A 22511-nucleotide genomic window follows, 5' to 3' on the forward strand; every position below is an offset into this window, starting at 1 on the left:
GCGTTCGACCGATGCGAAGAAGGGAAGGCCGGTGAAAAGCGTTCTGTCCGAACGTGTAACGATTCACCTGCACGACATCGAACATCGCGAGCTCGACCCCGGGGCCGCTCTGGCCGTCCGGGCGCTCGCGACCGACATCCGTCACCGTTTAGGTGACGCAAAACACACTGTCACCCTCCATGATCCGGCGCTGATTGCCCACATCGAACGGCGCGCAGGCGAATTGCCCGACTCCGTGCGACACGCCGTTCGCCCGCCCGCCACCGCCGCGGGGGCGACCGTGCTGCGCGGCTTGGCCGTTACCGACGCCGAGTTCGGTCCGACCCCGGCGCATTGGCACGACGCCGCCGTCGCGGCAGGCGAATCCGACCACCACGGTTCGCTCGAGCTCGACATCGTGTTGATGCTGCTCGGCCGATGCGCGGGCAATCCGTTCGGCTGGCAGGGCCAGCAGAACGGCAGGCTGGTCAACAACATCGTGCCCGCGATGGGGCACGAGAACGAGCAGTCGGGAGCGAGCAGTTCCACCCTGTTGAGCCCGCACACCGAAGACGCTTTCCACTGCGAACGGGCCAACCTGCTGATGTTGAGCTGCGTGCGCAATCCGGACCGCGTCGCCACCACCATCTCCTCGGTGCGCCAGGTCCAACTGTCCGACGACGATCGGCGCGCGCTCGCCACGCCGACCGTGCCGATCCTGCCCGACGTGTCCTACGGCACCGGCTTCGATCAGCACGCGCTCCCGCTGCCGACCCTGTGGGCTGACGAAACAGGCAGTGTCACAGTGCGTTACGACCCGGCCTACACACCCCTCGACGACGCCGACCCGCATTTCCGTGCCGCGTATGCCCGGCTCACCGCCGAGCTCGCGCGGGTCTGCCACGCACCCGCGCTGGCGCCGGGCGAGATCCTGTTGATCGACAACGATGTGGCCGTGCACGGGCGAGTACCGTTTCGCGCCCGCTACGACGGCACCGACCGCTGGCTCAAGCGCATCAACATCCGGCTGCCCGAACGCCGTCGCCGCGCGCAGGAAGCGTCCGAGAATGGGTACGGGCAAGAGGTGGTCGCGCCGTTCCGGGCGGGCACCGATCGGACGGCGGAGCAGGGCAGGGCAGATGAACGAGGACGCAGTGAACAATCGTGACCGCAGTATCCCGCTCCGGGTGCTCTCGCGCAGTGACCTGGCCGACGTACCGATCACCCCGGCCGAGGTGGTCCGGGCGGTCGAAGAGGCCTATCTCGCCTTCGCGGCAGGCGAATCCGACAACCCGCGCAAGCTGAGCGTCGCCGACCCCGGCGGCTCCTCGGTGTCCTACGCGATGCTCGGTCGCGACGGCCGACGGCGCGTAGTGGCGATGAAGACCTCCTACAAGTTCGATCCGGGCCACGACCGCAGCACCAAGCGGTACTACACCACCATCACGCTCTACGACGACACCACCGGGGCCCCGATCGCGATGATGGACTGCGCCCGGGTCGGCGCGTTACGCACGCCCGCCGTCTCGGCGCTGCTCGTGCGCGAGACCGTGCGCCGGGGAGCCGACAGCGCGCTGCTCATCGGCACCGGCACGCAGGGACGCAACGCGCTGCCACACCTGCTCGCGGCGAACCCCCAGTTGCGCAAGCTGATGGTCTACGGCACCCATCCCGACGGGCTGGCCGCGGTGCACGCACAGCTGGCGGCGGAGGTGCCGCACGCGGTGCTCGAGCAGGTCGACGATCCGTATGCGGCGGCCGCCCACGCCGATGTGGTGCTGGCGACCGCGGGGCCGGGGACCGAGGTGGCGCTCGAATCCGCCCATCTGGCACCGGGTTCGGTCGCGGTGCTCATCGGCTACGGGCTCGCGCCGTCGGCACTGGTCGATGCCGACCGGGTGGTGGCCACCAGTGCCGCGCAGATGGCGCTGACCGGCACCGACATGGCGGGGCCCGACGGCACGCTGCGTTCGGTCGACGCCGAACTTCCGCAGATCCTCACCCGCAGTGCCACGGCCCGCCGCAGCCAGGACGAGAAGATCTTCGTCTACAACAGCGGGCTGGTGCTCACCGATATCGCCGTCGCGCACGCCCTGGCCGCCCGGGCGATCGCCGAGGGACGTGGCACGGAGGTGCCCCTGTGGGATTAGCCAGGGCGAACTCCGCGACCATCGCGGGTGGCACCACCGAGCCCGGCACCGACGACGCGCCGCACTGCGCGCCGCCGATGCCCGCCCACATCGATGCGACCGAACAGCGCCTGCTGGCTGATCCGGGACTGCTCGGTGACATCGCCGAGGTGGTCGCCGGGCCGTTCCATGTGCTGTTCCCCGACCGGGTATCGCGCAACATCGAGGCTTTCCAGTCGGCGTTCGCCGACGCGGGCATCGACGGGTTCGTCTATTTCGGGAAGAAGGCGAACAAGGCCGCGTGCGTCGCCAGGGCATGTGCGCAGGCCGGCGCGGGCGTCGATGTCGCCAGTACCGGCGAGCTGACATCGGCGCTGGCACAGGGTGTTCGGGGTGAGGACCTGATGGTCACCGGCCCGGCGAAATCCGATGATCTGCTGTGGCTGGCCGCTCGGCATCGGGCGCTGATCGCGCTCGACGCCCTCGACGAAATCGACCGGTTGGCCGCGCTGGATCTGCCGGCGCGCGTGCTGCTGCGGGTGCTGCCGGAAGGGTCGACGAGCCGATTCGGCCTCGACCCCATGGAACTGGAGCAGGCCATCCAGGTCATTCGCGCCGATGGACCGATCACGCTGTCCGGCTTCAGTTTTCATCTGTCGGGCTACGACGCGACCGACCGCTCCGAACAAGCCGCCGCGTTGGTCGGACACTGCCTGCGCGCGCGGGCCACCGGGCATCCGGCCGACACGATCTCGGTCGGCGGCGGCTTCGGCGTCGACTATCTCGACGCCGAATCCTGGGCCCGTTTCCAGGACACCCTCAGTGACAACTGGTTTCACGGCGGCCCACCGTCCGACGACTACTACCCCTACCATTTCCCGATCCCCGGCGCGGCCATGCTCGCCGCCGTCCTCGCCCACAAAGATCTCGCGAAACTCTTGCGTGACAACGGCATCCGCCTGGCCGTGGAGCCCGGTCGCGCCTTGCTCGACCGAGCGGGCAGCTCGGTCTTTCGCGTCCAAGGCGTGAAAACCCGTGCCGTCGACGGTGAGCCCTACGACATCCTCACCGTCGACGGCACCAGCCTGAGCCTGTCCGAGCAGTGGTTCGCCAGTGAGTACCTGCCCGATCCCGTGCTGTGGCCCGCCCGCGACGGGCACCGGACCCCTACCTGTGTCGGCGCCACCACCTGCCTGGAGTCCGACCTGCTGAGCAGGCGGCGCATCCCACTGCCCCGGCGCGCCCGCATCGGCGATCTGCTCGTCTACCCGAACACCGCCGGGTATCAGATGGACTCCAACGAGTCCCCGTTCCACGAACTCCCGCTGCCACCGAAGGTGGTGCTGCGCGAGGGCTCCGACCGGTTGCGCTGGACCCTCGACACCCCTTCCCGCTGATCCACATCCGATGGAGGAACACCCCATGGCTCTCGTCACCCGCGTGACGGATCTGATCGGCCGCACTCCCCTGTTCGAACTCGCCGTCACCGACACCGGCACCCGGCTGCTGCTCAAGCTCGAACAGTTCAATCCGACCGGCGCCGCCAAGATCAGAATGGCCCGTTCGATGGTGCTCGACGCGGAGCAGCGAGGTTTGCTGCGCGATGGCGGGCATATCATCGAGTCGACGTCCGGTAACACCGGGCTCGGCTTGGCGGTGGTCGCGGCCGAACGTGGCTATCGATTCACCGCCGTGGTCGACAACCATGCCTGTAAGGACAAGTTGCGCGCGATGCGAGCCATGGGCACCGACCTGGTGTTCGTCGCCGACGACGGAGACGACGAGCTGGCCACCTCGGCACGCGAAGACCTCGCCGAGGCGATGGCGGCCGCCCGCGACGACGCGTACTTCACCGAACAGCACAACAACGACGCCAACGCCGTCGGTTACTACGCCGTCGCCGACGAGTTGCTGGCCGAGGTCGATCGGGTCGACATCCTGCTCTCGGCGGTCGGCACCGGCGGCTCGCTGTTCGGCACCGCCACCCGCCTGCGCGATCTCGGTTTACCCGCCCGGGTGATCGGGATCGAACCGGTCGGTTCCATCGCCTTCGGCGGCGAGGGCGGCCCGTACTGGCAGTCGGGCACCGGCACCCCGCCCGGCGCGACCATCGGCACCGCCGTCGACTACGCGCTGCTCGACGAGGGCGTGAAGGTCAGCGACGTCGACGCCTTCGCCACCACCCGTGCCGTCGCGAGGACACACGGGCTGTTGATCGGCGGTTCGGCGGGCGGTTCGGTGCACAATGCCTTGGCGCGGCTCGAGGAGTTCCCGGCCGGGTCGACCGTGGTGACCATCGTGTGTGATGGTGGCGAGAAGTATCTCGATACCGTGTTCGACGACGAGTGGATGAGCGCGCGCGAACTGCTCGATCCCGCCGCCGAAGCGGAAGTTACCACGATGCTGCGTCGCTATTCTCCGCTGCGGCGCCACAACGAACTGATGGAGGTCTGAGTGAGCGCGATCGCGCGCTACCCGAGCAGCTGCCCCGGAGCGAGCAGGTGAACGTGACGACACGTTCCACCGAGACACGCCGCAGCCCCCGCTGCCGGGAAAGCCACGTCGGAGCGAGCCGGTGAGCGGCGCGCGGGCTGACGGCAGCGCGCTGGCCAGGCTGGCGACACCGATCGCGCTCACCCAACTGGCGCAGATCGCGGTCTCGACGACCAATCTCGCGCTGATGGGCACGCTCGGCGTGCGCGAGGTCGCCGCGGGCGGGCTGGCGCTGGTGCTGTTCAACCAGATCCGGACGATGTGCGTGGGGCTGATCACCGGCACCGGCAATCAGATCGCCGGCGCGCTCGGCGCGGCCGGTAAGCGTGGCGGTTGCGCCGACGACGAGGTGCGGGCGGTGGTGCGGGCCGCGTTCGTCATCGCGACCATCGCCGGTCTGCTCGGCGGTGCGCTGCTGGTCGGGCTTGGTTGGGTATTGCCGTGGCTCGGTCAGGACGCGGCGGTGCTCGAACTGGCCAGGCCGATGATGATCGCGCTCGCGCCCGGGCTGCTGCCGTGCCTGTGGTTCCAGGTGCTGCGCCAGTACACCGTCGGGATGCAGCGCCCGCAGGCGTTGCTGCTGGTCACGCTCGGCTCGGTGGCCCTGAACCTGGTCCTCGCGCTCGCTTTCATCCACGGCTGGGCCGGCATTCCGGCCATGGGCCTGACGGGTGTCGGCATCGCGACCTCGCTGGTCTTCCTGATCACCTTCGGGGTGCTCTGGGCGATGGTGCGCCACGACGAACAACTCGGCCGCACCCTGCCGTCGACGCCGTGGCCGGTGCGCTGGTCGACCGTGCGCGAGGAGTTGCGACTCGGCACGCCGATCGCGCTGACCTACGGTTCGGAAGCGGGCATGTTCTCGGTGCTCGCGCTGGTGATGGGCAGTTTCGGGCCCGCGGCGCTGGCCGCGCACAATGTCGTCTACCAGATCATCTACATCGTGTTCCAGGTGGCGATCGGCCTCTCCCACGGCGCGTCGATCCTGGTCAGCGACGCTGTCTCACGCGAGGAGTTCAGCCATGCGAGGGCGCTGGCCTGGCTGGCGTTGCGGATGGCCGCGGTGCTCGCGATCATCACCGGTGTCGTCTACGTGCTCGCCCCGGACCTCGTGCTGGCGCCGTTCCTCGATGCCACCGACACCGACACGATCGCTATCGCGCACACGCTGTTGCTCATCGGCATCGTGTTGCAGTTCTTCGACGCCGCCCAGAACATCGGCACCGGACTGCTGCGCGGGCTCAAGGAAACATCCGCGGGCTTCCGGCTCTCGCTGGTCGGTTATTGGGGTGTGGGACTTCCGGCGGCACTACTGCTCGCGTTCCCGCTGGACCTCGGCGCGGCAGGCGTGTGGTGGGGCCTGACGGCAGGCCTGGCGACCACCGCCGCGCTCATGCTCCGCAAGTACTTCGCACTACTCGATCAGGCCGGCGCGGTGCGTCCACCACGCGTGCCCGTCAGCCAAGCGCGGTAAGCGCGAACACGGAAAAGGCGGGCGACATCACGTCGCCCGCCTTTGTCGCGGTGCGTCAGAGATTCACGCCGTAGTCACGAGCGATGCCCGCCAGGCCCGAGGCGTAGCCCTGGCCGACGGCGCGGAATTTCCACTCGTTGTTGTGGCGGTAGAGCTCACCGAAGACCATCGCGGTCTCGGTGGACGCGTCCTCGGACAGGTCGTAGCGCGCCAGCTCCACACCGGTGTTCGCGTCGGTGACGCGGATGTAGGCGTTGCGAATCTGGCCGAACGACTGACCGCGGGCCTGGGCGTCGTGGATCGAGACGGGGAAGAAGATGTTGGTGATCGTCGGCGGGGTGGCGGCCAGGTCGACGTTGATGATCTCGTCGTCGCCGTCGCCCTCGCCGGTCAGGTTGTCGCCGGTGTGCTCGATGGTGCCTTCCGGCGAGCGCAGGTTGTTGTAGAAGATGAAGTGCTGATCCGAGAGCACCTTCAGGTTCGTGCCGGTGGCCAGCGCGCTGGCGTCCAGGTCGTGATCGGCACCGGTGGTGGTGCGCACGTCCCAGCCGAGACCGACCGCCACCTTGGTGAGGTTGTCGGTCTGCTTCGACAGCGAGACATTGCCGCCCTTGGCGAGTGTGACGCTCATGAAAACCCTTCTGTCCAGATGGTGTGCCGTAGAGGAACTTACGCCGCGGGTCCGGTGTCGGCCCAGGTCCGCAGGGTCTCGACGCGACCCTCCAGCGCCCGCAATTCGGTGTCGTCGAGGACGGTGCGCTGGATGCCGCGAGCGACCGCGAACGCGGACTGCCGATGGTCGTCGATCACGTCCACGTCCAGCTGCACCGCGGTGTAGTCCTGCGCCGACGGCATCTCCTCGGCGACGACCTTCGCCCGCCCCCGCGCGCACAACGCCACGTTGCCGCCGCCCAGAATCAGCAATGCCACCTCCGGCTGCGCCCGCAACCGTGCCAGCGACCCGCGATCGGACTTCAGACTGATGAGAATCCGCCGGTCACCGGCGCGCACCGGCCACGAGACAGGGATCGCGTGCGGCGCCGGATCGGTGGTGACGAGCACCGCAATCGTCTCCTGCGGCCACACCGGCAACACGTCGAGCTCAGGATGGTCGGTCATCACGTCCTGCCCTGCCGGATCTACCTCTGTACCCATCAACCTCACCTCGACGATCGCCGGTCCCCTGCCCCGCCGCGAGCGGCGAGCTGCTTCGAGTCTAAAGCGCTGCGGCCCTTGCTCGCTGGCGCGCGCACGATTGTCCGCAAGATCTCAGCAAGGTCTCAGCCGCCGACGCCGTTCACCGAGCCCACGATCTACCGTTAGCCCATCGGTAACTGACCGCGTGCAGCCGCGGCTCGAGCAGCCGGGCGGTGATGCTCAGCGCACCCAGTAGGCACGCCAGTCGTGCGGGGTGAGCGGCGACCGGGTCCCTCGTTCGGCTTCGGCGGCGTCCTCGGCGGCCCGGACCGCGGTGGCGAACTCGATGGACGCTTTGCGCAGACGTTCCTCGGCCGAGTCGGGACCACCGAGCTCGACCACGCGCAGAGCGTCCGGGACGAGGTCGGCGGGCAGGCCCGCGGCGGCGCTGCGGGTGCGGATCTTCTCGGCGAGGGCGAGGGCGGGCTGGGCCATGGCTATGCCGTCGAGGCAGGAGCGACGGGATTTCTCCGCGGATTTGCGCTCCTCCCAGGCCTTTTCCTGCGCCGCGATCTTGTCGTCCACCGAGGTCCCCGCGGAGAAATCGGCATCGGTGAGGTAGGGGCTGCGGTGGACGAGCTTGTCGACCAGGGTCGCCGCGACGTCGTCGACGGTGAATTCGCCCGCGTGTTCGGCGATCCGGGAGTGGAACAGGACCTGCAGCAGCAGGTCACCGAGTTCTTCCCTGATGGTGTCGGCATCGCCTGCCTGGATGGCGTCGAGGAGTTCGTAGGTCTCCTCGAGGAGGTAGGGACGCAGCGAGTCGTGGGTCTGGGTGCGTTCCCAACCGCCGAAATGCCAGAGGCGATCCATCACGTGGACGGCGTCGGACAGGCCCGCGGCAACGACCGCGGCGTCGGCTCGCTCCTGCGAGGTCTCGGGACTCATCGCGACACCGCCGCCGGCGTCGGTACCGAAAGATCCACCATTCCCTGCGGTTTGCCGTCGAGCACCAGCAGCAGATCGGCGACGAACTGCAGCACCGCCACGTCACGCACCCGATCGGCGCCGACACTGTCGGTGATCCGCGGCAGCGGCAGGGTGATCAGGCCGCTCGCCGGGCGATAGTTGGCGGCGGGATAGATCCGCTTGAGCCGAAGTTGTTTGGAATCGGGCAGATTCAGCGGGGCGATCTTGAGCGACGAACCGGTGACCACGATCTCGGACACGTCGTACTCGCGCGCGAGCAGTCGCAATCTGGCCACTGCCACCAGTCGCCCGACCTCCACCGGCAGCGGCCCGTACCGGTCGACGAGCTCTTCGATCACCGCGGCCAGGGCCGAATCGTCCTGGGCGGCGGCGAGTTTGCGGTAGCCCTCCAGCCGCAGGCGGTCGCTGGCGATGTAGTCGGGCGGGATGTGCGCGTCGACGGGCAGGTCGATGCGTACCTCCTTGTTCTCCTCGGTGACGATCGGCTTGCCGTCGGCGGCCGCGCGGTAGGCCTCCACCGCCTCGCCGACCAGGCGCACGTACAGATCGAAACCGACGCCGGCGACGTGGCCGGACTGTTCGGCGCCGAGCACATTGCCCGCGCCGCGGATCTCGAGGTCCTTCATCGCCACGGCCATACCCGCACCGAGATCGGAGTTCTGCGCGATGGTGGCCAGGCGGTCGTAGGCCGTCTCGGTGAGTGGCTTCTCCGGCGGGTACAGGAAATACGCGTAACCGCGCTCACGGGAGCGACCCACGCGCCCGCGCAACTGGTGCAGCTGCGACAGGCCGAGGGAGTCGGCCCGTTCCACGATCAAGGTGTTGGCGTTGGAGATGTCGAGACCGGTCTCGATGATCGTGGTGCAGACCAGCACGTCGTATTCACGTTCCCAGAATCCCTGCACGGTCTTCTCGAGCTGGTCCTCGTTCATCTGGCCGTGCGCGACGACGACCCGCGCCTCGGGCACCAGATCGCGAATCTTCTTGGCCGCCTTGTCGATCGAGGACACCCGGTTGTGCACGTAGAACACCTGACCGTCGCGCATCAACTCGCGACGGATGGCGGCGGTGACCTGCTTGTCGTTGTAGGCGCCCACATAGGTGAGCACCGGGTGGCGCTCCTCGGGCGGGGTGAGGATGGTCGACATCTCGCGGATGCCGGCCAGGCTCATCTCCAGGGTGCGCGGGATCGGGGTGGCCGACATGGTGAGCACGTCGACGTGGGTGCGCAGCGCCTTGATGTGTTCCTTGTGCTCCACACCGAAGCGCTGCTCCTCGTCGACCACCACCAGGCCGAGGTCCTTCCAGCGCACACCGGTCTGCAACAGCCGGTGGGTGCCGACCACGATGTCGACCGAGCCGTCGGCCATCCCGGCCAGGATCTCCTTGGAATCGGCGGCATCGGTGAACCGCGACAGACCACGCACCGTCACCGGGAAGCCCGCGACGCGTTCGGTGAAGGTCTGCAGATGCTGTTGCGCGAGCAGGGTGGTCGGCACGAGCACGGTGACCTGCTTGCCGTCCTGCACCGCCTTGAACGCGGCGCGCACGGCGATCTCGGTCTTGCCGTAGCCGACATCGCCGCAGACCACGCGGTCCATGGGCACCGCCTTCTCCATATCCGACTTCACGTCGGTGATGGCGGTCATCTGGTCGACGGTCTCGGTGAACGCGAACGCGTCCTCCATCTCCTGCTGCCACGGTGTATCCGGGCCGAAGGCGTGACCGGGCGCGGCTTGGCGCGCCGCGTAGAGCTGCACCAGTTCGCCCGCGATCTCGCGAACAGCCTTGCGCGCCTTGCGTTTGGTGTTGGCCCAGTCGGAGCCACCGAGCTTGGACAGGCTCGGCAGTTCGCCACCGACGTAGCGGGAGAGCTGATCCAGCGATTCCATCGGCACGAACAGCCGGTCGCCGGGCTGGCCGCGCTTGCTCGGCGCGTATTCGATCACCAGGTACTCGCGCCGTGCGCCGCCGATGGTGCGCTCGATCATCTCGACGAACCGGCCGATGCCGTGCTGGTCGTGCACCACCATGTCGCCCGAGGTGAGGGCGAGCGGGTCGACCTGGTTGCGGCGCTTGGCGGGCAGCCGCTTGCCCTCCGACGGCGCGGTGACCCGGTTTCCGGTGAGATCGGATTCGGCGACGACCACCAGCCCTGCATCGTCGAAGATCAGGCCGTCGTGCAGCGAACCACACAGCACCCCGACCACTCCCGGCTCCGGCACCGCGCCGGCGGGCAGCAGGGCGGCGGGCACTTCGGCCTCGCCGAGCCGTTCCAGCACGCGTTGCGCGGTGCCGTGCCCGGTGACCACGACGACCGCGCGGCCACCGGTGGCGACGTGTGCGCGCAGCGACGCGAAGATGGTGGCGACCAGTTCCTCGGATCCGCGCGCGGTGGGGCCGGCGGCTACCTGCAGATTCACCTCGATCGGGTCGCCGGAGCTCAGTGGGCTCAGTGTCCACCATGGCAGGCCGAGTTCGTCTGCGCTGGTGTGTAATTCGGGCAGTGCGCGATAGCCGGAGGCGGCCAGGTCGAGCCCGTTGGCACCCAGCGGGGCGTCGCTACCGAAAGAGGCAGCGGTCCACGACGCTTCGAGGAATTCCTCGCCGGTGCGCACGAGATCGGCTGCGCGGGTGCGGATCTTCTCCGGATCGCACAGCAGCAACTGGGTGCCCGGGGGCAGTGCCTCGGTGAGCAGGCTGAGCTTGCCCGGCGCGAGGACCGGCAGCAGGGCCTCCATGCCGTCGACGGGGATACCCTCGGCGATCTTGTCCAGCATCTCCACCAGCGAGGCGTCGGCCTCGTTGTCGGCGGCGACGGCGGCGGCGCGTTCGCGCACCGGTGTGGTGAGCAGCAGCTCACGACACGGCGGCGCGACCACCATCTCGACGGTGCTCTCACCGATCGAGCGCTGATCGGCCACGGAGAACGGCCGGATCTCGGTGACCTCGTCGCCCCAGAACTCCACGCGCACCGGATGATCCGCGGTCGGCGCGAACAGATCGAGGATGCCGCCACGCACCGCGAACTCGCCGCGCTTGCCGACCATGTCGACCCGGGTGTACGCGAATTCGACCAGGCGCAGCAGCAATTCGTCGAAATCGTGCTCCCCGCCGACGCGCAGCACCACCGGCTCGATGTCGCCGAGCCCCGCGGTCATCGGCTGCATCAGCGAACGCACCGTGGTGACCACCACGCGGAGCGGGTCGGGGTAGACGGGGTCTTCGGGGTGGGCGAGTCGGCGCAGCACTTCGAGCCTGCGGCCCACCGTGTCGGGCCCGGGCGAGAGACGTTCGTGGGGCAGGGTCTCCCAGGACGGGAACATGGCCACCGACGGGCCGAGCATCTCGGTGAGCTCCACGGTCAGATCGTCGGCTTCGCGACCGGTGGCGGTCACCACCACCAGGGGGCGCTGATCGGCGATCGTCGCGGCCACGAACGGCCGTACCGCCGATGGTGCGACCAATTCCACCCCGGACTTGCCGACCAGGTCGGTGATCGTGCGCAGCGCGGCGTCACCCGCGACCGCCTCGGCCAGACCGGCGAGCGGAGGACGAAGGGAGGACATTGTTCGCTCCTGAATGCGCAGTCGGGATGGGCGAGATAGCCGTCTCGAAGTCTAGTCATCGGGTATGACAGGCCCCGTGCAGCCCAGTGCGGGCCTGTACGCGCGTAGGGTCGAGTCGTGAGTCTGGCTCAACGTGAACGCCATGCCCTCGTGGCGACAATGACCGAGGCGGGCCCCGCCGCCCCGACCCTGTGCGGCACCTGGACGGTGCACGACCTCGCGGCCCATCTGGTGGTCAGGGAGCGCAGGCCCGATGCCTCGGTGGGCATCGTCTTCGGCCCGATGGCCGGCTATCTCGAAGCGAAGCAGGCGCAGATCGCGCAGCGCCCGTTCGCCGAACTGCTGGAACTGGTGCGCACCGGACCGCCGTGGTGGTCGCCCCTGCGCCCGGTCGACGCGGTGGCCAACCTCAGCGAGATGTTCATCCACCACGAAGACGTTCGCAGAGCCGAACCCGGCTGGGAGCCAAGGCAATTGGCGGAGCGCGACGAAGCTCGCCTGTGGACCGCACTGCGTGCCGTCGCCCGCACGGCCTACCGCAAGTCGCCGGTCCCGGTCGTGCTCACCTCACTGCAGGGAGCCGAGATCAAGGCACATCGTGGCGACGGCGACGCGGTGGTACTCACCGGCACGCCCTCGGAGCTGCTACTGCACGCCTTCGGCCGCGACGAAGTCCGGATCGCGGCGACGGGAGCCGACGCCGACGTGCAGGCCGTGCTCGCCACCGACCGCAGCGTGTGAACTACACGACGTAGCGACGCAGCCTGCGCGCGGCGAACTCCCGGAAGTACGACAGCTTCTCCGGCGGCACCAGGGAGGGCAGCAGGAAATACCAGGCCCGCTCCATCCGGGCGGCCATCTGATCCATCGTCTCGGTGCCGACCGCGACGATGTGCACGCCCGCGGTCAGTTCCTGCAGCAGCACGCCGACCACATCGGGATCGAGATCGGCGATCAGGTCGCCCTGGGCGATGGCGCGCTCCGACAGCAACCGGTAGGTCTCCCCCCAGGTCTTGGCGATGTTGTCGCCCTGTGCGCCGCGATAGTCGCCGATCTGGTGGGTGAGCTTGAGCATCGCCCCCACCATCGGATCGTTCATCGACAGATCGGCCACCACGTAGGTGATCCCGATCCCGGCTTCCAGTGCGGGCACCCGGGAATCGAAGAAGCCCTGACAGGATCCGATCAGGCGCTCGTTGCCCTGATCTACCACCGCCCTGGCCAACTCTTCCTTGGAGCCGAAGTGAAAGTACAAGGCGCCCTTGGTCACATTGGACTGCGCGATGATTTCGCTGAGGCTCGCGTTGGCGTAGCCCAAACGGAGAAAGACATCGGCAGCGCCAGCAAGGACGGAGTCGCGGGTGATCTCCGCGCGTGCTTGCCTAGCCATCAGATCCGCCTGTCATCCAATAATCCAGCCATCCTGAAGTAGACCGACATCCCGAAATTTGCTCGACATACCGCCCGGCAGCACCCAAAAGGATGGGTGAACCGTACCACCAGGCGGCAAAGTGGCAGCCGAATCATGGATTCGGTCCACCCGGCGTGCGCTAACGTCCGGTTACCCCACCGATGGTCGGCGTAGTTCCCGTATTCCATTCGGAGCTGAGCCCCGGTTCGGCTTCCAAATGACTCAAACCGTTCCAACACAGATTGACCAGGTGCGCCGCGACCACCTCTTTCGGCGGGGTGCGCTCGTCGAGCCACCAGGTGGCGGTGGTCGACACCATGCCGACCAGAGCCTGGGCGTAGAGCGGCGCGAGACTGGTATCGAGATCGCGGCGGCCGAAATCACCGGCGAGGAGATGGGCCACCTGGTTGACGGCCTCGTTCAGCAAGCTCGAGTAGCGACCGTCGGCGTTGGCCGCGGGCTGGTCGCGGACCAGGATGCGAAAGCCGTCGGTGCGTTCCTCGATGTAGGTGAGCAGGGCCAGCGCGACCTGCTCCAATCGCACCCGCGAACGGTTGCGGGTGAGCGAGGAGGTGACCATCTCCAGCAGCATCGACATCTCGCGGTCGACGACCACCGCGTAGAGACCTTCCTTGCCACCGAAATGCTCGTAGACGACCGGCTTGGACACCTGCGCGCGCTGCGCGATCTCCTCGATCGATGTCGCGTCGTACCCTCGCTCCGCGAACAACGCGCGACCGATCTCGATCAACTGCTGCCTACGCTGCGTACCGGTCATCCTCGGCCGCGACGGACGCACCGACTCGCTGGAAGACAACTCCCCTGCCTCTCTACGCCTGGCGACCACTCCCACAACTGTCTCAGACCAATCGCCCACCACGTCCATCGCCTCCCGGAACAACGGATTTCGCGAGAACACGGGTAACCCACCAGGTATGGACGAACCCTGCGAGATTGCCGCGTCCCCAACACACCCCGCACCCGAGTCCGGCCAAGATTTTCGGAGAGGCGGAAACTGTGCGAGGATCACTGGCGTGCCGTAGCACAGTGGTGGGCTTTCGCGGCCCACTGGTGTGGCGATCCGCCGTAGTGTAATGGCAGCACCTCTGATTTTGGTTCAGATAGTTCAGGTTCGAGTCCTGGCGGCGGAGCACACGGACACACAGTGACGTATCGTCGGCCCGCACCATATCTACCGACCGAACCCGCCACAGTCACTCGCTGACAGGCAGCCGAGGGAGATCCATGCCACCGCAGACCGCCGTCGTCGTCCTCGCCGCAGGGGCTGGGACGCGAATGCGGTCGAAGACTCCGAAAGTGCTGCACCCGTTGGCAGGCCGGTCGATGCTCTCGCACGCGCTGCACGCCGCCGTCGAGATCGATCCGACCCACCTGATCACCGTCGTCGGGCACGACCGCGAGAAGGTCGGCGCCGCCGTGGCGGAGGTGGGCAAGGAACTCGGCCGCGAGATCGTCTGCGCGGTGCAGGAGCAGCAACTGGGGACCGGTCACGCGGTGCAGTGCGCACTGGGTTCGATCCCGGCGGACTTCGACGGCGACCTCCTCGTCACCTCGGCCGATGTGCCGCTGCTCGACGGGCACACACTCTCCGCGCTGCTCGACGAGCACCGCAGCTACGCCGAGCGGCCCGCCGTGACGGTCCTGACCTTCGTGCCCGACGACGCCAACGGCTACGGCCGCATCGTGCGCGACGACGACGGTCAGGTCGCCGAGATCGTGGAGCACGCCGACGCCACTCCCGAGCAGGCCAAGATCAAAGAGGTCAACTCCGGGGTCTACGCGTTCGACGCGTCGGTGCTGCGCACCATGATCGGGCGGCTGTCCACCGCCAACGCCCAGCACGAGCTCTACCTCACCGATGTCCTGCGCCTGGCCCGCGAGGCCGGTCATCCCGTGCACGGCGCGCGGCTGGTCGACTCGAACAAGGTCACCGGCGTGAACGACCGGGTGCAGCTGTCCCAGGCGGGCGCCACCCTCAACCGCTATATCCTCGAACGCCACATGCGTGCCGGTGTCACCATCGTCGACCCGGCCACGACCTGGATCGACGCGAGCGTGCGGATCGGGCGCGACGCCGTACTGCGGCCGGGCACCCAACTCTTCGGCGAGACCCATATCGGTGAGGACGCCGAGATCGGGCCCGACACCACGCTCACCGACGTGTTCGTCGGCGAGGGCGCGAGCGTGATCCGGACCCATGGCGAGCGGGCCGAGATCGGCGAGGGCGCCACCATCGGACCGTTCAGTTATCTGCGGCCGGGCACCGTGGTCGGCGAGGAAGGCAAGCTCGGCGCGTTCGTCGAGACCAAGAACGCCTCGATAGGCGCGCACTCGAAAGTGCCGCACCTCACCTACGTCGGCGACGCGACCATCGGCGAGTACAGCAACATCGGCGCTTCCAGCGTTTTTGTGAACTATGACGGGGTGAACAAGCACCACACCGTGATCGGTTCCCATGTGCGCACCGGTAGCGACACCATGTTCATCGCGCCGGTCACCGTGGGTGACGGTGCCTATACGGGTGCGGGTACTGTACTGCGCAGAAGCGTTCCACCGGGTGCACTTGCTGTCTCGGGTGGGCCACAGCGCATTATCGAAAACTGGGTGCAGCGCTACCGTCCAGGAACCGCTGCGGCGCGCGCGGCGGCGGAAGCCATCGCGGCAGACGAGACGTCTTCGAAGACAATCGAGCAAAAGGATGGCAACCAGCAGTGACCGCGTTCTCGATCGACAACCAGAAGAACTTGATGCTCTTCGCCGGCCGGTCACATCCTGAGCTGGCCGAGCAGGTCGCCAAGGAACTCGACGTCGACATCACCCCCCAGACCGCGCAGGATTTCGCCAACGGCGAGATCTTCGTCCGGTTCGAGGAATCGGTCCGTGGCTCCGACGCCTTCGTGCTGCAGAGCTTCCCCGCGCCGCTCAACCAGTGGCTGATGGAACAGCTCATCATGATCGACGCGCTCAAGCGCGGTTCGGCCAAGCGGATCACCGCGGTGCTGCCGTTCTACCCGTACGCCCGCCAGGACAAGAAGCACCGCGGCCGCGAGCCGATCTCGGCCCGCCTGGTCGCCGACCTGCTCAAGACCGCGGGCGCCGACCGCATCATCAGCGTCGACCTGCACACCGACCAGATCCAGGGCTTCTTCGACGGCCCCGTCGATCACATGCACGCGCTGGTGCAGCTCTCCGATTACATCCGCACCAACTACCCGTCGGACAACCTCGCGGTGGTCTCTCCCGACGCGGGCCGCGTGAAGGTCGCCGAGAAGTGGGCCGACGCGCTCGGTGGCACGCCGCTGTCGTTCATCCACAAGACCCGCGACCCGCTGGTGCCCAACCAGGTGAAGTCCAACCGCGTCGTCGGTGACGTCGAAGGCCGCACCTGCGTGCTGATCGACGACATGATCGACACCGGTGGCACCATCGCCGGCGCGGTGAAGGTGCTCAAGGAAGCGGGCGCCGGCGATGTCATCATCGCGGCCACCCACGGTGTGCTCAGCGATCCGGCCGCCGAGCGTCTGGCCAACTGTGGCGCCAAGGAAGTCGTCATCACCAACACCCTGCCGATCAGCGAGGACAAGAAGTTTCCGACGCTGACCGTGCTGTCGATCGCGCCGCTGCTGGCCCGCACCATTCGTGAGGTCTTCGAGAACGGTTCGGTCACCGGACTGTTCAACGGCAACGCCTGAGCTGAGCCGGTCCGCAGCTCCGGCACTCTCGGCCGGTCCGAGTGGGGGACGCGGCCAGCCGTTCAGAGGCGGAGGGTCGGCCGTACCCGGTGAACAACCCGTGTTCTCGCGAGACCAGTCGGTGAGCTTGTCCTCGGACATTGGCGCACCGGCTGGTCTTTGGTGCATGGTGGTCCTGTAATTCGGGACGTGACAGGGGGCGGCATGGGGACTGAGCCGGAGCGGCGGGTCGAACTCGGTAAGGACCACGGTGTACCGCGGGTACAGGATGCCCCGGAGGTAGCCGATCGGTCGGGCGGGGAACCGTGGGGTGGGATCGTCAACCCGGTAACCCCTGTCGATGCGGCGCCGTATCCGCCGCCGCCCGCCGCGCGGCCTTGGGGTGGGATCGCGAATCCCGGTCCGGCTGTCGAGCTACCGCCGTATCCGCCACCACCGCCGGGGCCGGTTTTTCCCGCTCCTGGTTATCCCGCCGCTGGTTATCCCGCTTCCGGCAATCCGGCACCGGGCTATCCCACACCGGTTCGACCGCCGTACGGCGCCGGGCCGTATCAGCCGTATCCGCCGCAGCCCGGTTACGGGTACAAGGACACCACGCCGCTGTGGTCGATCTTCAGTTTTTGTTGCGCCGCGGCTTCGGTGTTCGGCGGGTTGGCGATGTGCGGGCTGCCGGTGCTGGTCACCGCGCCGACGGGGATCGCGCTCGGCCTGGTCGGGCATGCCAAGGGCGAGGAGATGGGCAAGTGGGCCGCGATCGTCAACGGTGCGATCGCGGCGCTGGCCGCGCTGCTCGTCATCGTGTTCGTCGCGATGCTCGGCAGCCTCTGAACCGCGGCGGGCGATACTGGAGCGGTAGCCTGTCTGCCGAACAGAACGGAGAAACGCCGAGCCGATGGATGCTTTCACCGGATTCCCGCTCACCGGACTCGACTTCTACGAAGACCTCGAGGCCGACAACTCGAAAGCCTTCTGGAACACGCACAAACACCTCTACGACGAGGCCGTGCGCGCCCCCATGACCGCGCTCACCGCCGAACTCGCGGCCGAATTCGGACAGGCCAAGATCTTTCGGCCCTATCGTGATGTCCGCTTCTCCGCCGACAAGCTGCCCTACAAAACCCATCAGGGCGCGGTGGCGGGCATGGGGCCCGGCGTCGGCTGGTACGTCCAGATCGGGGCGGCGGGGTTGTTCGTGGCGGGCGGCTGCTTCCGGCCCTCACCCACGGCATTGGCGGTCCTGCGGGCCACGATCGACGACGAGGTGCGCGGCGCGGAGCTCGAGAAGATCCTGGCCACGACCACCGCGGCCGGCTTCACCCTCGGCGGCGACAAGCTCAAAACCAAGCCGAGAGGCTACGCCGCCGACCACCCCCGCATCGACCTGCTCCGCTACAAGTCGCTGACCGCACACCGCGAGTTCGGCGCGCCGGACTGGCTCACCACCCCGGCCGCGGCCACCGAGGTCCGCCGCGCGTGGAACGAACTGCGCCCGCTCGTCGAATGGTTCGCCGCCGTCCTCGCGGGCGTCCCCGAGGACACCCGAGGCAGACGTCCATAAGCGTCAACCGACTGTCACTAGCGTGGCTCGTGACGGACAGCCTTCGGAGGCCGATACTGGAACCATGAGCCGTGAACCGTTGGACATGGACATGGGCGATGACGATCAAGCCGACGACATCGTCGAGTACGAGCGCTATGTGGAGGACCCGCCCGCCGACCACGTGATCCGCAATCACGAAGCCGAAGCCGACGGCTTCCTCGGCATCAACGAGGAAATGTCCGCGGAGTACACCGAGCGGGGCGCCCGCCGTGAGGCGCTGGTGGAGGACGAACGGCCCGCCGAGGAAGTCGCGATGGGGGTGCGCGGCGAGGACAGTATCGATGGCGACCTGTTCGACGACGAAGCCGTCAACGGTGAGGAAGGCGTCGAAAGGGACCTCGAGGGCGACGAGAACCTCACCAGCGGCGAATACCTCGCCGAAGAACTCGACCTCTAGCCCAGCCCGCCGACGGCTGCCCACGCTATCGCGATCGTCTCGACTGCCCGGGTGCTCGCGATGGCGGGGAGCCGGGCGGCTCCCCCTGATCAGCGGCGTTCGGCCAGGGCCAGGGTGAAGCGGTTGTCGGGGTCGGTCCAGGTGTGGGCGGGGGTGAAGCCTGCCTCGTTCAGTTCGGCGGCGAGGGTTTCGGGGCGGAATTTGGCGGAGATCTCGGTGCGCATTTCCTCGCCCGCGGCGAAATCGACGGTGAGGTCGAGTCCTGCGACGGTGGCCGTCATCGCTTCGGTGGCGCGTAGGCGCATTTCGATCCACTCGTTCTCGGCGTCCCAGAGGGCGACGTGGTCGAATTTCTCGGGGACGAAGTCGGCGTCGAGTCGATTGTTGAGGACGTGCAGGACATTGCGGTTGAATTCGGCGGTGACGCCGGCGGCGTCGTCGTAGGCGGGGACCAGGATCGCGGGATCGATCACCAGGCCCGCGCCGAGCAAAAGCAGTTCGCCGGGTTCGAGGACCTCGTTGATGCCTGCCAGGAACTCGGCGCGCTCGGCGGGGACCAGGTTGCCGATGGTGCCACCGAGGAAGGCGATCATGCGGCGACCACCGCGGGGCAGGTTGTGCAGGGTGTCGGTGAAATCGCTGACCACGCCGTGCACGGACAGGTTGGGGTACTCGGCGGCGATCTCGGCGGCCGCGCCGCGCAGTGCTGATGCCGAGACATCCTGCGGTACATACGTTTTCAGTGAACCCTCGGCGGTGAGGGCGTCCAACAACAGACGGGTCTTCGCGGCCGAACCCGAACCGAGCTCCACCAGCACCTCGGCGTGTGCCGCCGCGGCGATCTCGCCGACGACACGCTCGAGCAGGGCTCGTTCGGTGCGGGTCGGATAGTACTCGGGGAGCTCGGTGATCCGCTCGAACAGTTCGCTGCCGCGCGCATCGTAGAACCACTTGGGCGGCAAGGATTTCGGGTCGGCGGTCAGGCCCGTGCGGGCGTCGGTGCGCAAGGCCGCGGTGAGATCGTCGTCGGTGAGGTGGATGTCCAGCAGCGGCGCGGTCATGAACGGACCCTTTCGGTGTCGGGGAGTTCGAGTTCGGTGATGATGCAGTGGCCGGGCGTGGCGACGACCAGCTGGCGGTCGGCGATGGATCGCCAGCGCGGGTCGGCATCGTAGGGTTCGGAGGACAGCACGGTGTGGTCATCGGCGACGAGGACCGACAGCGAATGCCAGCAGGTGGTAGCCCACAGTTGAATGCCGTTTCCCAGCATCAAGTTCAGACGGGCGGTCGGCTGATGACGCAGTATCAGAGCGACCAGCAGTTGCAGCGCATCGGCCGCGGACGTGACCGGGCCCGCGGTGGAGATCGCCCCGAGTAGGCCCCGCAGCAACACCCACAGCGCGGCGGAGTCTGTGAGCGCCTCAGCCTCCAACAGCACCGCGGGCGAACCGAATAGTGCTGTAGGAACGAAGGATTGCGTCACCTCGCTCGTCGCTGTAGCAGAGGCGTCGCCGAGAACAGCATCAGCGGAAGCCGCCACCCCCTGCGCCGCTGCGGGCACGTCGTGGGAATCCGGTGCGGTGGAGCCGAACTCCGCTCCGCGACCAGGTGATTCGGCGATCGGTACCCCGCGCGACGTTGCGGCGGTGAACAAGTCGTCGAGCTCGTCGAGAACGGCCACAAGGGTCGCCCGCCAGTCGGGGATGACACCGTTGTGGCTGAAGGCCCAGTGGTCGTCGGTGAAAGGCGCGCAGGCGGAGCGCTCCACCGGCATGCCCTCGGTCGCCGAACGGACGGCGGCGATCACCGAGCGCGATTCGAGTTGGCCGAGGACCTCGGCTACGGCCGGATCGGTCCAGATGGGGGCTTGGTTGCGATAGCGGGTCACCACATCGCGGGCGCCGCCGACGCGAGGCCGACGCGCACCGCCACCCGGGCCCAGATCGGCTCGGCGCCACCAGGCGACGCCGAATCCGTCGGCGTTGATGGTGCCGCCCGCGCGCATGTCGGCAGGCGCCCAGGACTGGGCGAAGAGCGAGTGCGGGCCGCGGACGACCAACTCGCCGACCCCCACCGGTGGGCCGACGTAACCGAGGTGTCGGCACATCAGCGTTCGTCCTCGCGCAGGTCCCTGGCGAGGCGGAACCCGGCGAAGATCTGTCGACGGATCGAGTGATCCCAGTTGCGGAAGGTGGCGCGGCAGGCGACTTCGTCGGTACCGAAGGAGCCGCCGCGCAGGATGCGGTAGTCGCCGCCGAAGAAGACTTCCGAGTATTCGCGGTAGGGGAACGCGCGGAAGCCTGGGTAGGCCTCGAAACCCGAGGAGCACCATTCCCAGACATCGCCGATGAGCTGGTGTACGCCGGTGGCCGAGGCGCCGGCCGGGTAGGCGCCGACCTCGGCGGGTTCCAGGTGTCGCTGGCCGAGATTGGCCGTGCGGGCGTCCGGTTCGTCCTCGCCCCACGGATAGCGCCGGGACGCACCGGTTTCCGGGTCGAAGCGGGCCGCCTTCTCCCATTCGGCCTCGGTCGGCAACCGCTTGCCTGCCCAGCGTGCGTACGCTTCGGCCTCGAACCAACACACATGCACCACCGGCTGATTCGGGCGCAGCGGGGTGCGGGCGCCGAACGTCGTGCGCGTCCACCGGTCACCATCGCGCTCCCAGAATTGCGGTGCGACCAGCCCGGCCTCCTGCCTGTGCGCCCAGCCACGCTCCGACCACAGCTCGGGCCGGTCGTAACCGCCGTCGCCGATGAACGCCAGGTACTGCTCGTTGGTCACCGGGGCGACATCGATCGCGAACCCGTCGATGTGCACCGGGTGGGCAGGTCGTTCGTTGTCCAGAGCCCACGGGTCGGCGGAGGTACCCATCAGGAACTCACCTGCGGCAATGACGATTTCCCCGCCGACCGACACCTGGGCGGCGGGCGCGGGCGGGGCCGACAACACCGGGGCGCCGATCCGCAGTTGATGGGTGGCGAGCATGGTCTCGTCGTGCTGCTGTTCGTGCTGGGCGATCATTCCGAAGGCGAAACCGTTGTCCACCAGGGGCGTACCGGCCAGATCGCTGGAATCGAGGACATCCAGCACCTTTTCGCGCACAGACCCGACGTAGTCACGCGCCTGCTCGGGGTCGAGCAGCGGCAGCGCGGGTCGGTTCGACCTGGCGTGTTTGAACGCGTCGTAGAGCTCGTCGATATCGGCCCGCACGGCATCGCGACCGCCGACATCGCGCACCAACCACAACTCCTCCTGGTTCCCGATGTGCGCCAGATCCCAGACCAGCGGCGACATCAGCGGCGAATGCTGCGCGACGAGGTCGGCTTCGTCGACGCTGTCGGTGAGCAGGGCGGTGCGGCGGCGAGCACGCATCAGCACCTCGGCGATCCGGGCGCGGGTGCGGTCGCGATCGCTGTGATCGGCAGGGGCGGAAAGGGTCACGAGATGAGCTCCGAAACAGACTGGTCTACAAAGACTTCGGGCAGAAACGAACCGGCGGCCGAACAGCTGTCGGGCCGCCGGGCGACGCCGACAGCCGAGCAGCGAGAACGCGCGGCCGCATGACCGGCATCGACGGAAACGCGATGAGCGACGGACGACCCGAGCCGAACGATCGGCG

20 protein-coding genes and 1 tRNA gene are annotated in these 22511 nt (G+C 67.9%); 12 read left to right on the forward strand and 9 right to left on the reverse strand.

Features of this window, described 5'->3' with window-relative positions:
* The first annotated feature begins 31 nt into the window (after positions 1-31).
* From ACFWUR_RS18775 to ACFWUR_RS18795, 5 genes are all read left to right on the forward strand, one after another.
* A complete protein-coding gene (locus tag ACFWUR_RS18775; protein ID WP_378908416.1) occupies positions 32-1147 on the forward strand; it encodes a TauD/TfdA family dioxygenase in 1116 nt (371 codons plus the stop codon).
* Positions 1119-2129, forward strand: a complete 1011-nt coding sequence (locus ACFWUR_RS18780) for an ornithine cyclodeaminase family protein (RefSeq protein WP_378908418.1) — start codon at positions 1119-1121, stop codon at positions 2127-2129. The genes ACFWUR_RS18775 and ACFWUR_RS18780 overlap by 29 nt, the downstream gene beginning before the upstream one ends.
* Entirely contained in the window at positions 2120-3505 is a 1386-nt protein-coding gene (locus ACFWUR_RS18785; RefSeq protein ID WP_378908419.1) for an alanine racemase, read from the forward strand. Before ACFWUR_RS18780 ends, ACFWUR_RS18785 begins: the two co-directional genes overlap by 10 nt.
* Before the next feature lie 25 nt (positions 3506-3530).
* On the forward strand, positions 3531-4562 hold the full coding sequence (locus ACFWUR_RS18790) for a PLP-dependent cysteine synthase family protein (protein ID WP_378908420.1): 1032 nt from the start codon (positions 3531-3533) through the stop codon (positions 4560-4562).
* Positions 4563-4683: 121 nt separating this feature from the next.
* Positions 4684-6075 carry an MATE family efflux transporter gene (locus ACFWUR_RS18795; protein ID WP_378908422.1) on the forward strand — a complete coding sequence of 464 codons (1392 nt, stop codon included), beginning with the start codon at positions 4684-4686 and terminating at the stop codon, positions 6073-6075.
* 55 nt (positions 6076-6130) lie between these two features.
* Here ACFWUR_RS18795 and ACFWUR_RS18800 read toward each other — a convergent pair whose 3' ends face one another.
* The 4 genes from ACFWUR_RS18800 to mfd all read right to left on the reverse strand — a co-directional run bounded on the left by ACFWUR_RS18800 (position 6131) and on the right by mfd (position 11771).
* Positions 6131-6706 (reverse strand): TerD family protein, encoded by a 576-nt coding sequence (locus ACFWUR_RS18800; protein ID WP_301903359.1) that lies wholly within the window; start codon positions 6704-6706, stop codon positions 6131-6133.
* A 38-nt stretch (positions 6707-6744) separates the two neighbouring features.
* Positions 6745-7230: a hypothetical protein gene (locus ACFWUR_RS18805; RefSeq protein WP_378908423.1), complete on the reverse strand. Its 486-nt coding sequence runs from the start codon at positions 7228-7230 to the stop codon at positions 6745-6747.
* Positions 7231-7452: 222 nt separating this feature from the next.
* Entirely contained in the window at positions 7453-8160 is a 708-nt protein-coding gene (locus ACFWUR_RS18810; RefSeq protein ID WP_378908424.1) for a MazG family protein, read from the reverse strand.
* Positions 8157-11771, reverse strand: coding sequence for a transcription-repair coupling factor (gene mfd, locus ACFWUR_RS18815; protein WP_378908425.1), 3615 nt, complete (start codon positions 11769-11771; stop codon positions 8157-8159). The genes ACFWUR_RS18810 and mfd overlap by 4 nt, the downstream gene beginning before the upstream one ends.
* Before the next feature lie 117 nt (positions 11772-11888).
* Here mfd and ACFWUR_RS18820 point away from each other — a divergent pair, with 117 nt between their 5' ends.
* Complete coding sequence (locus tag ACFWUR_RS18820) at positions 11889-12512, forward strand: TIGR03085 family metal-binding protein (RefSeq protein WP_378908426.1); 624 nt, start codon at positions 11889-11891, stop codon at positions 12510-12512.
* Position 12513: 1 nt separating this feature from the next.
* Here ACFWUR_RS18820 and ACFWUR_RS18825 read toward each other — a convergent pair whose 3' ends face one another.
* Positions 12514-13161 carry a TetR/AcrR family transcriptional regulator gene (locus tag ACFWUR_RS18825; protein ID WP_056813825.1) on the reverse strand — a complete coding sequence of 216 codons (648 nt, stop codon included), beginning with the start codon at positions 13159-13161 and terminating at the stop codon, positions 12514-12516.
* 160 nt (positions 13162-13321) lie between these two features.
* Positions 13322-13960, reverse strand: a complete 639-nt coding sequence (locus tag ACFWUR_RS18830; protein ID WP_358071705.1) for a TetR/AcrR family transcriptional regulator — start codon at positions 13958-13960, stop codon at positions 13322-13324.
* A 302-nt stretch (positions 13961-14262) separates the two neighbouring features.
* On the opposite strand from ACFWUR_RS18830, the gene ACFWUR_RS18835 reads away from it, so the two are divergent.
* The 6 genes from ACFWUR_RS18835 to ACFWUR_RS18860 all read left to right on the forward strand — a co-directional run bounded on the left by ACFWUR_RS18835 (position 14263) and on the right by ACFWUR_RS18860 (position 18892).
* A tRNA-Gln gene (locus ACFWUR_RS18835) sits at positions 14263-14333 on the forward strand.
* Between the two features lie 94 nt (positions 14334-14427).
* On the forward strand, positions 14428-15918 hold the full coding sequence (glmU, locus tag ACFWUR_RS18840) for a bifunctional UDP-N-acetylglucosamine diphosphorylase/glucosamine-1-phosphate N-acetyltransferase GlmU (protein WP_378908428.1): 1491 nt from the start codon (positions 14428-14430) through the stop codon (positions 15916-15918).
* Positions 15915-16895 carry a ribose-phosphate diphosphokinase gene (locus tag ACFWUR_RS18845; protein WP_378908429.1) on the forward strand — a complete coding sequence of 327 codons (981 nt, stop codon included), beginning with the start codon at positions 15915-15917 and terminating at the stop codon, positions 16893-16895. The genes glmU and ACFWUR_RS18845 overlap by 4 nt, the downstream gene beginning before the upstream one ends.
* 204 nt (positions 16896-17099) lie before the next feature.
* Positions 17100-17723: a hypothetical protein gene (locus ACFWUR_RS18850; protein WP_378908430.1), complete on the forward strand. Its 624-nt coding sequence runs from the start codon at positions 17100-17102 to the stop codon at positions 17721-17723.
* A 64-nt stretch (positions 17724-17787) separates the two neighbouring features.
* Positions 17788-18453: a DUF2461 domain-containing protein gene (locus ACFWUR_RS18855; RefSeq protein ID WP_378908431.1), complete on the forward strand. Its 666-nt coding sequence runs from the start codon at positions 17788-17790 to the stop codon at positions 18451-18453.
* A gap of 64 nt (positions 18454-18517) precedes the next feature.
* The gene (locus ACFWUR_RS18860; RefSeq protein WP_378908433.1) at positions 18518-18892 is read left to right on the forward strand and encodes a hypothetical protein; all 375 of its coding nucleotides are present in this window, start codon (positions 18518-18520) and stop codon (positions 18890-18892) included.
* Positions 18893-18981: 89 nt separating this feature from the next.
* Here ACFWUR_RS18860 and egtD read toward each other — a convergent pair whose 3' ends face one another.
* The 3 genes from egtD to egtB are packed head-to-tail and all read right to left on the reverse strand — an operon-like array spanning position 18982 to position 22333.
* Positions 18982-19953 carry an L-histidine N(alpha)-methyltransferase gene (gene egtD, locus ACFWUR_RS18865; protein ID WP_378908434.1) on the reverse strand — a complete coding sequence of 324 codons (972 nt, stop codon included), beginning with the start codon at positions 19951-19953 and terminating at the stop codon, positions 18982-18984.
* Positions 19950-20999, reverse strand: coding sequence for a class II glutamine amidotransferase (locus tag ACFWUR_RS18870; RefSeq protein WP_378908436.1), 1050 nt, complete (start codon positions 20997-20999; stop codon positions 19950-19952). Before ACFWUR_RS18870 ends, egtD begins: the two co-directional genes overlap by 4 nt.
* A complete protein-coding gene (egtB, locus tag ACFWUR_RS18875; RefSeq protein WP_378908437.1) occupies positions 20999-22333 on the reverse strand; it encodes an ergothioneine biosynthesis protein EgtB in 1335 nt (444 codons plus the stop codon). The genes ACFWUR_RS18870 and egtB overlap by 1 nt, the downstream gene beginning before the upstream one ends.
* Positions 22334-22511: the final 178 nt, after the last annotated feature.

Source organism: Nocardia sp. NPDC058633, from assembly GCF_042717045.1.
GTDB lineage: Bacteria > Actinomycetota > Actinomycetes > Mycobacteriales > Mycobacteriaceae > Nocardia.

Bases quoted from the DNA above. Each gene is read 5' to 3' on its own strand.
- ACFWUR_RS18780 (WP_378908418.1), top strand. From the start codon at position 1,119: ATGAACGAGGACGCAGTGAACAATCGTGACCGCAGTATCCCGCTCCGG.
- ACFWUR_RS18790 (WP_378908420.1), top strand. From the start codon at position 3,531: ATGGCTCTCGTCACCCGCGTGACGGATCTGATCGGCCGCACTCCCCTG.
- ACFWUR_RS18800 (WP_301903359.1), bottom strand. From the start codon at position 6,706: ATGAGCGTCACACTCGCCAAGGGCGGCAATGTCTCGCTGTCGAAGCAG.
- ACFWUR_RS18805 (WP_378908423.1), bottom strand. From the start codon at position 7,230: ATGGGTACAGAGGTAGATCCGGCAGGGCAGGACGTGATGACCGACCAT.
- ACFWUR_RS18810 (WP_378908424.1), bottom strand. From the start codon at position 8,160: ATGAGTCCCGAGACCTCGCAGGAGCGAGCCGACGCCGCGGTCGTTGCC.
- mfd (WP_378908425.1), bottom strand. From the start codon at position 11,771: ATGTCCTCCCTTCGTCCTCCGCTCGCCGGTCTGGCCGAGGCGGTCGCG.
- ACFWUR_RS18825 (WP_056813825.1), bottom strand. From the start codon at position 13,161: ATGGCTAGGCAAGCACGCGCGGAGATCACCCGCGACTCCGTCCTTGCT.
- ACFWUR_RS18830 (WP_358071705.1), bottom strand. From the start codon at position 13,960: ATGACCGGTACGCAGCGTAGGCAGCAGTTGATCGAGATCGGTCGCGCG.
- glmU (WP_378908428.1), top strand. From the start codon at position 14,428: ATGCCACCGCAGACCGCCGTCGTCGTCCTCGCCGCAGGGGCTGGGACG.
- ACFWUR_RS18850 (WP_378908430.1), top strand. From the start codon at position 17,100: ATGGGGACTGAGCCGGAGCGGCGGGTCGAACTCGGTAAGGACCACGGT.
- ACFWUR_RS18855 (WP_378908431.1), top strand. From the start codon at position 17,788: ATGGATGCTTTCACCGGATTCCCGCTCACCGGACTCGACTTCTACGAA.
- ACFWUR_RS18860 (WP_378908433.1), top strand. From the start codon at position 18,518: ATGAGCCGTGAACCGTTGGACATGGACATGGGCGATGACGATCAAGCC.
- egtD (WP_378908434.1), bottom strand. From the start codon at position 19,953: ATGACCGCGCCGCTGCTGGACATCCACCTCACCGACGACGATCTCACC.
- ACFWUR_RS18870 (WP_378908436.1), bottom strand. From the start codon at position 20,999: ATGTGCCGACACCTCGGTTACGTCGGCCCACCGGTGGGGGTCGGCGAG.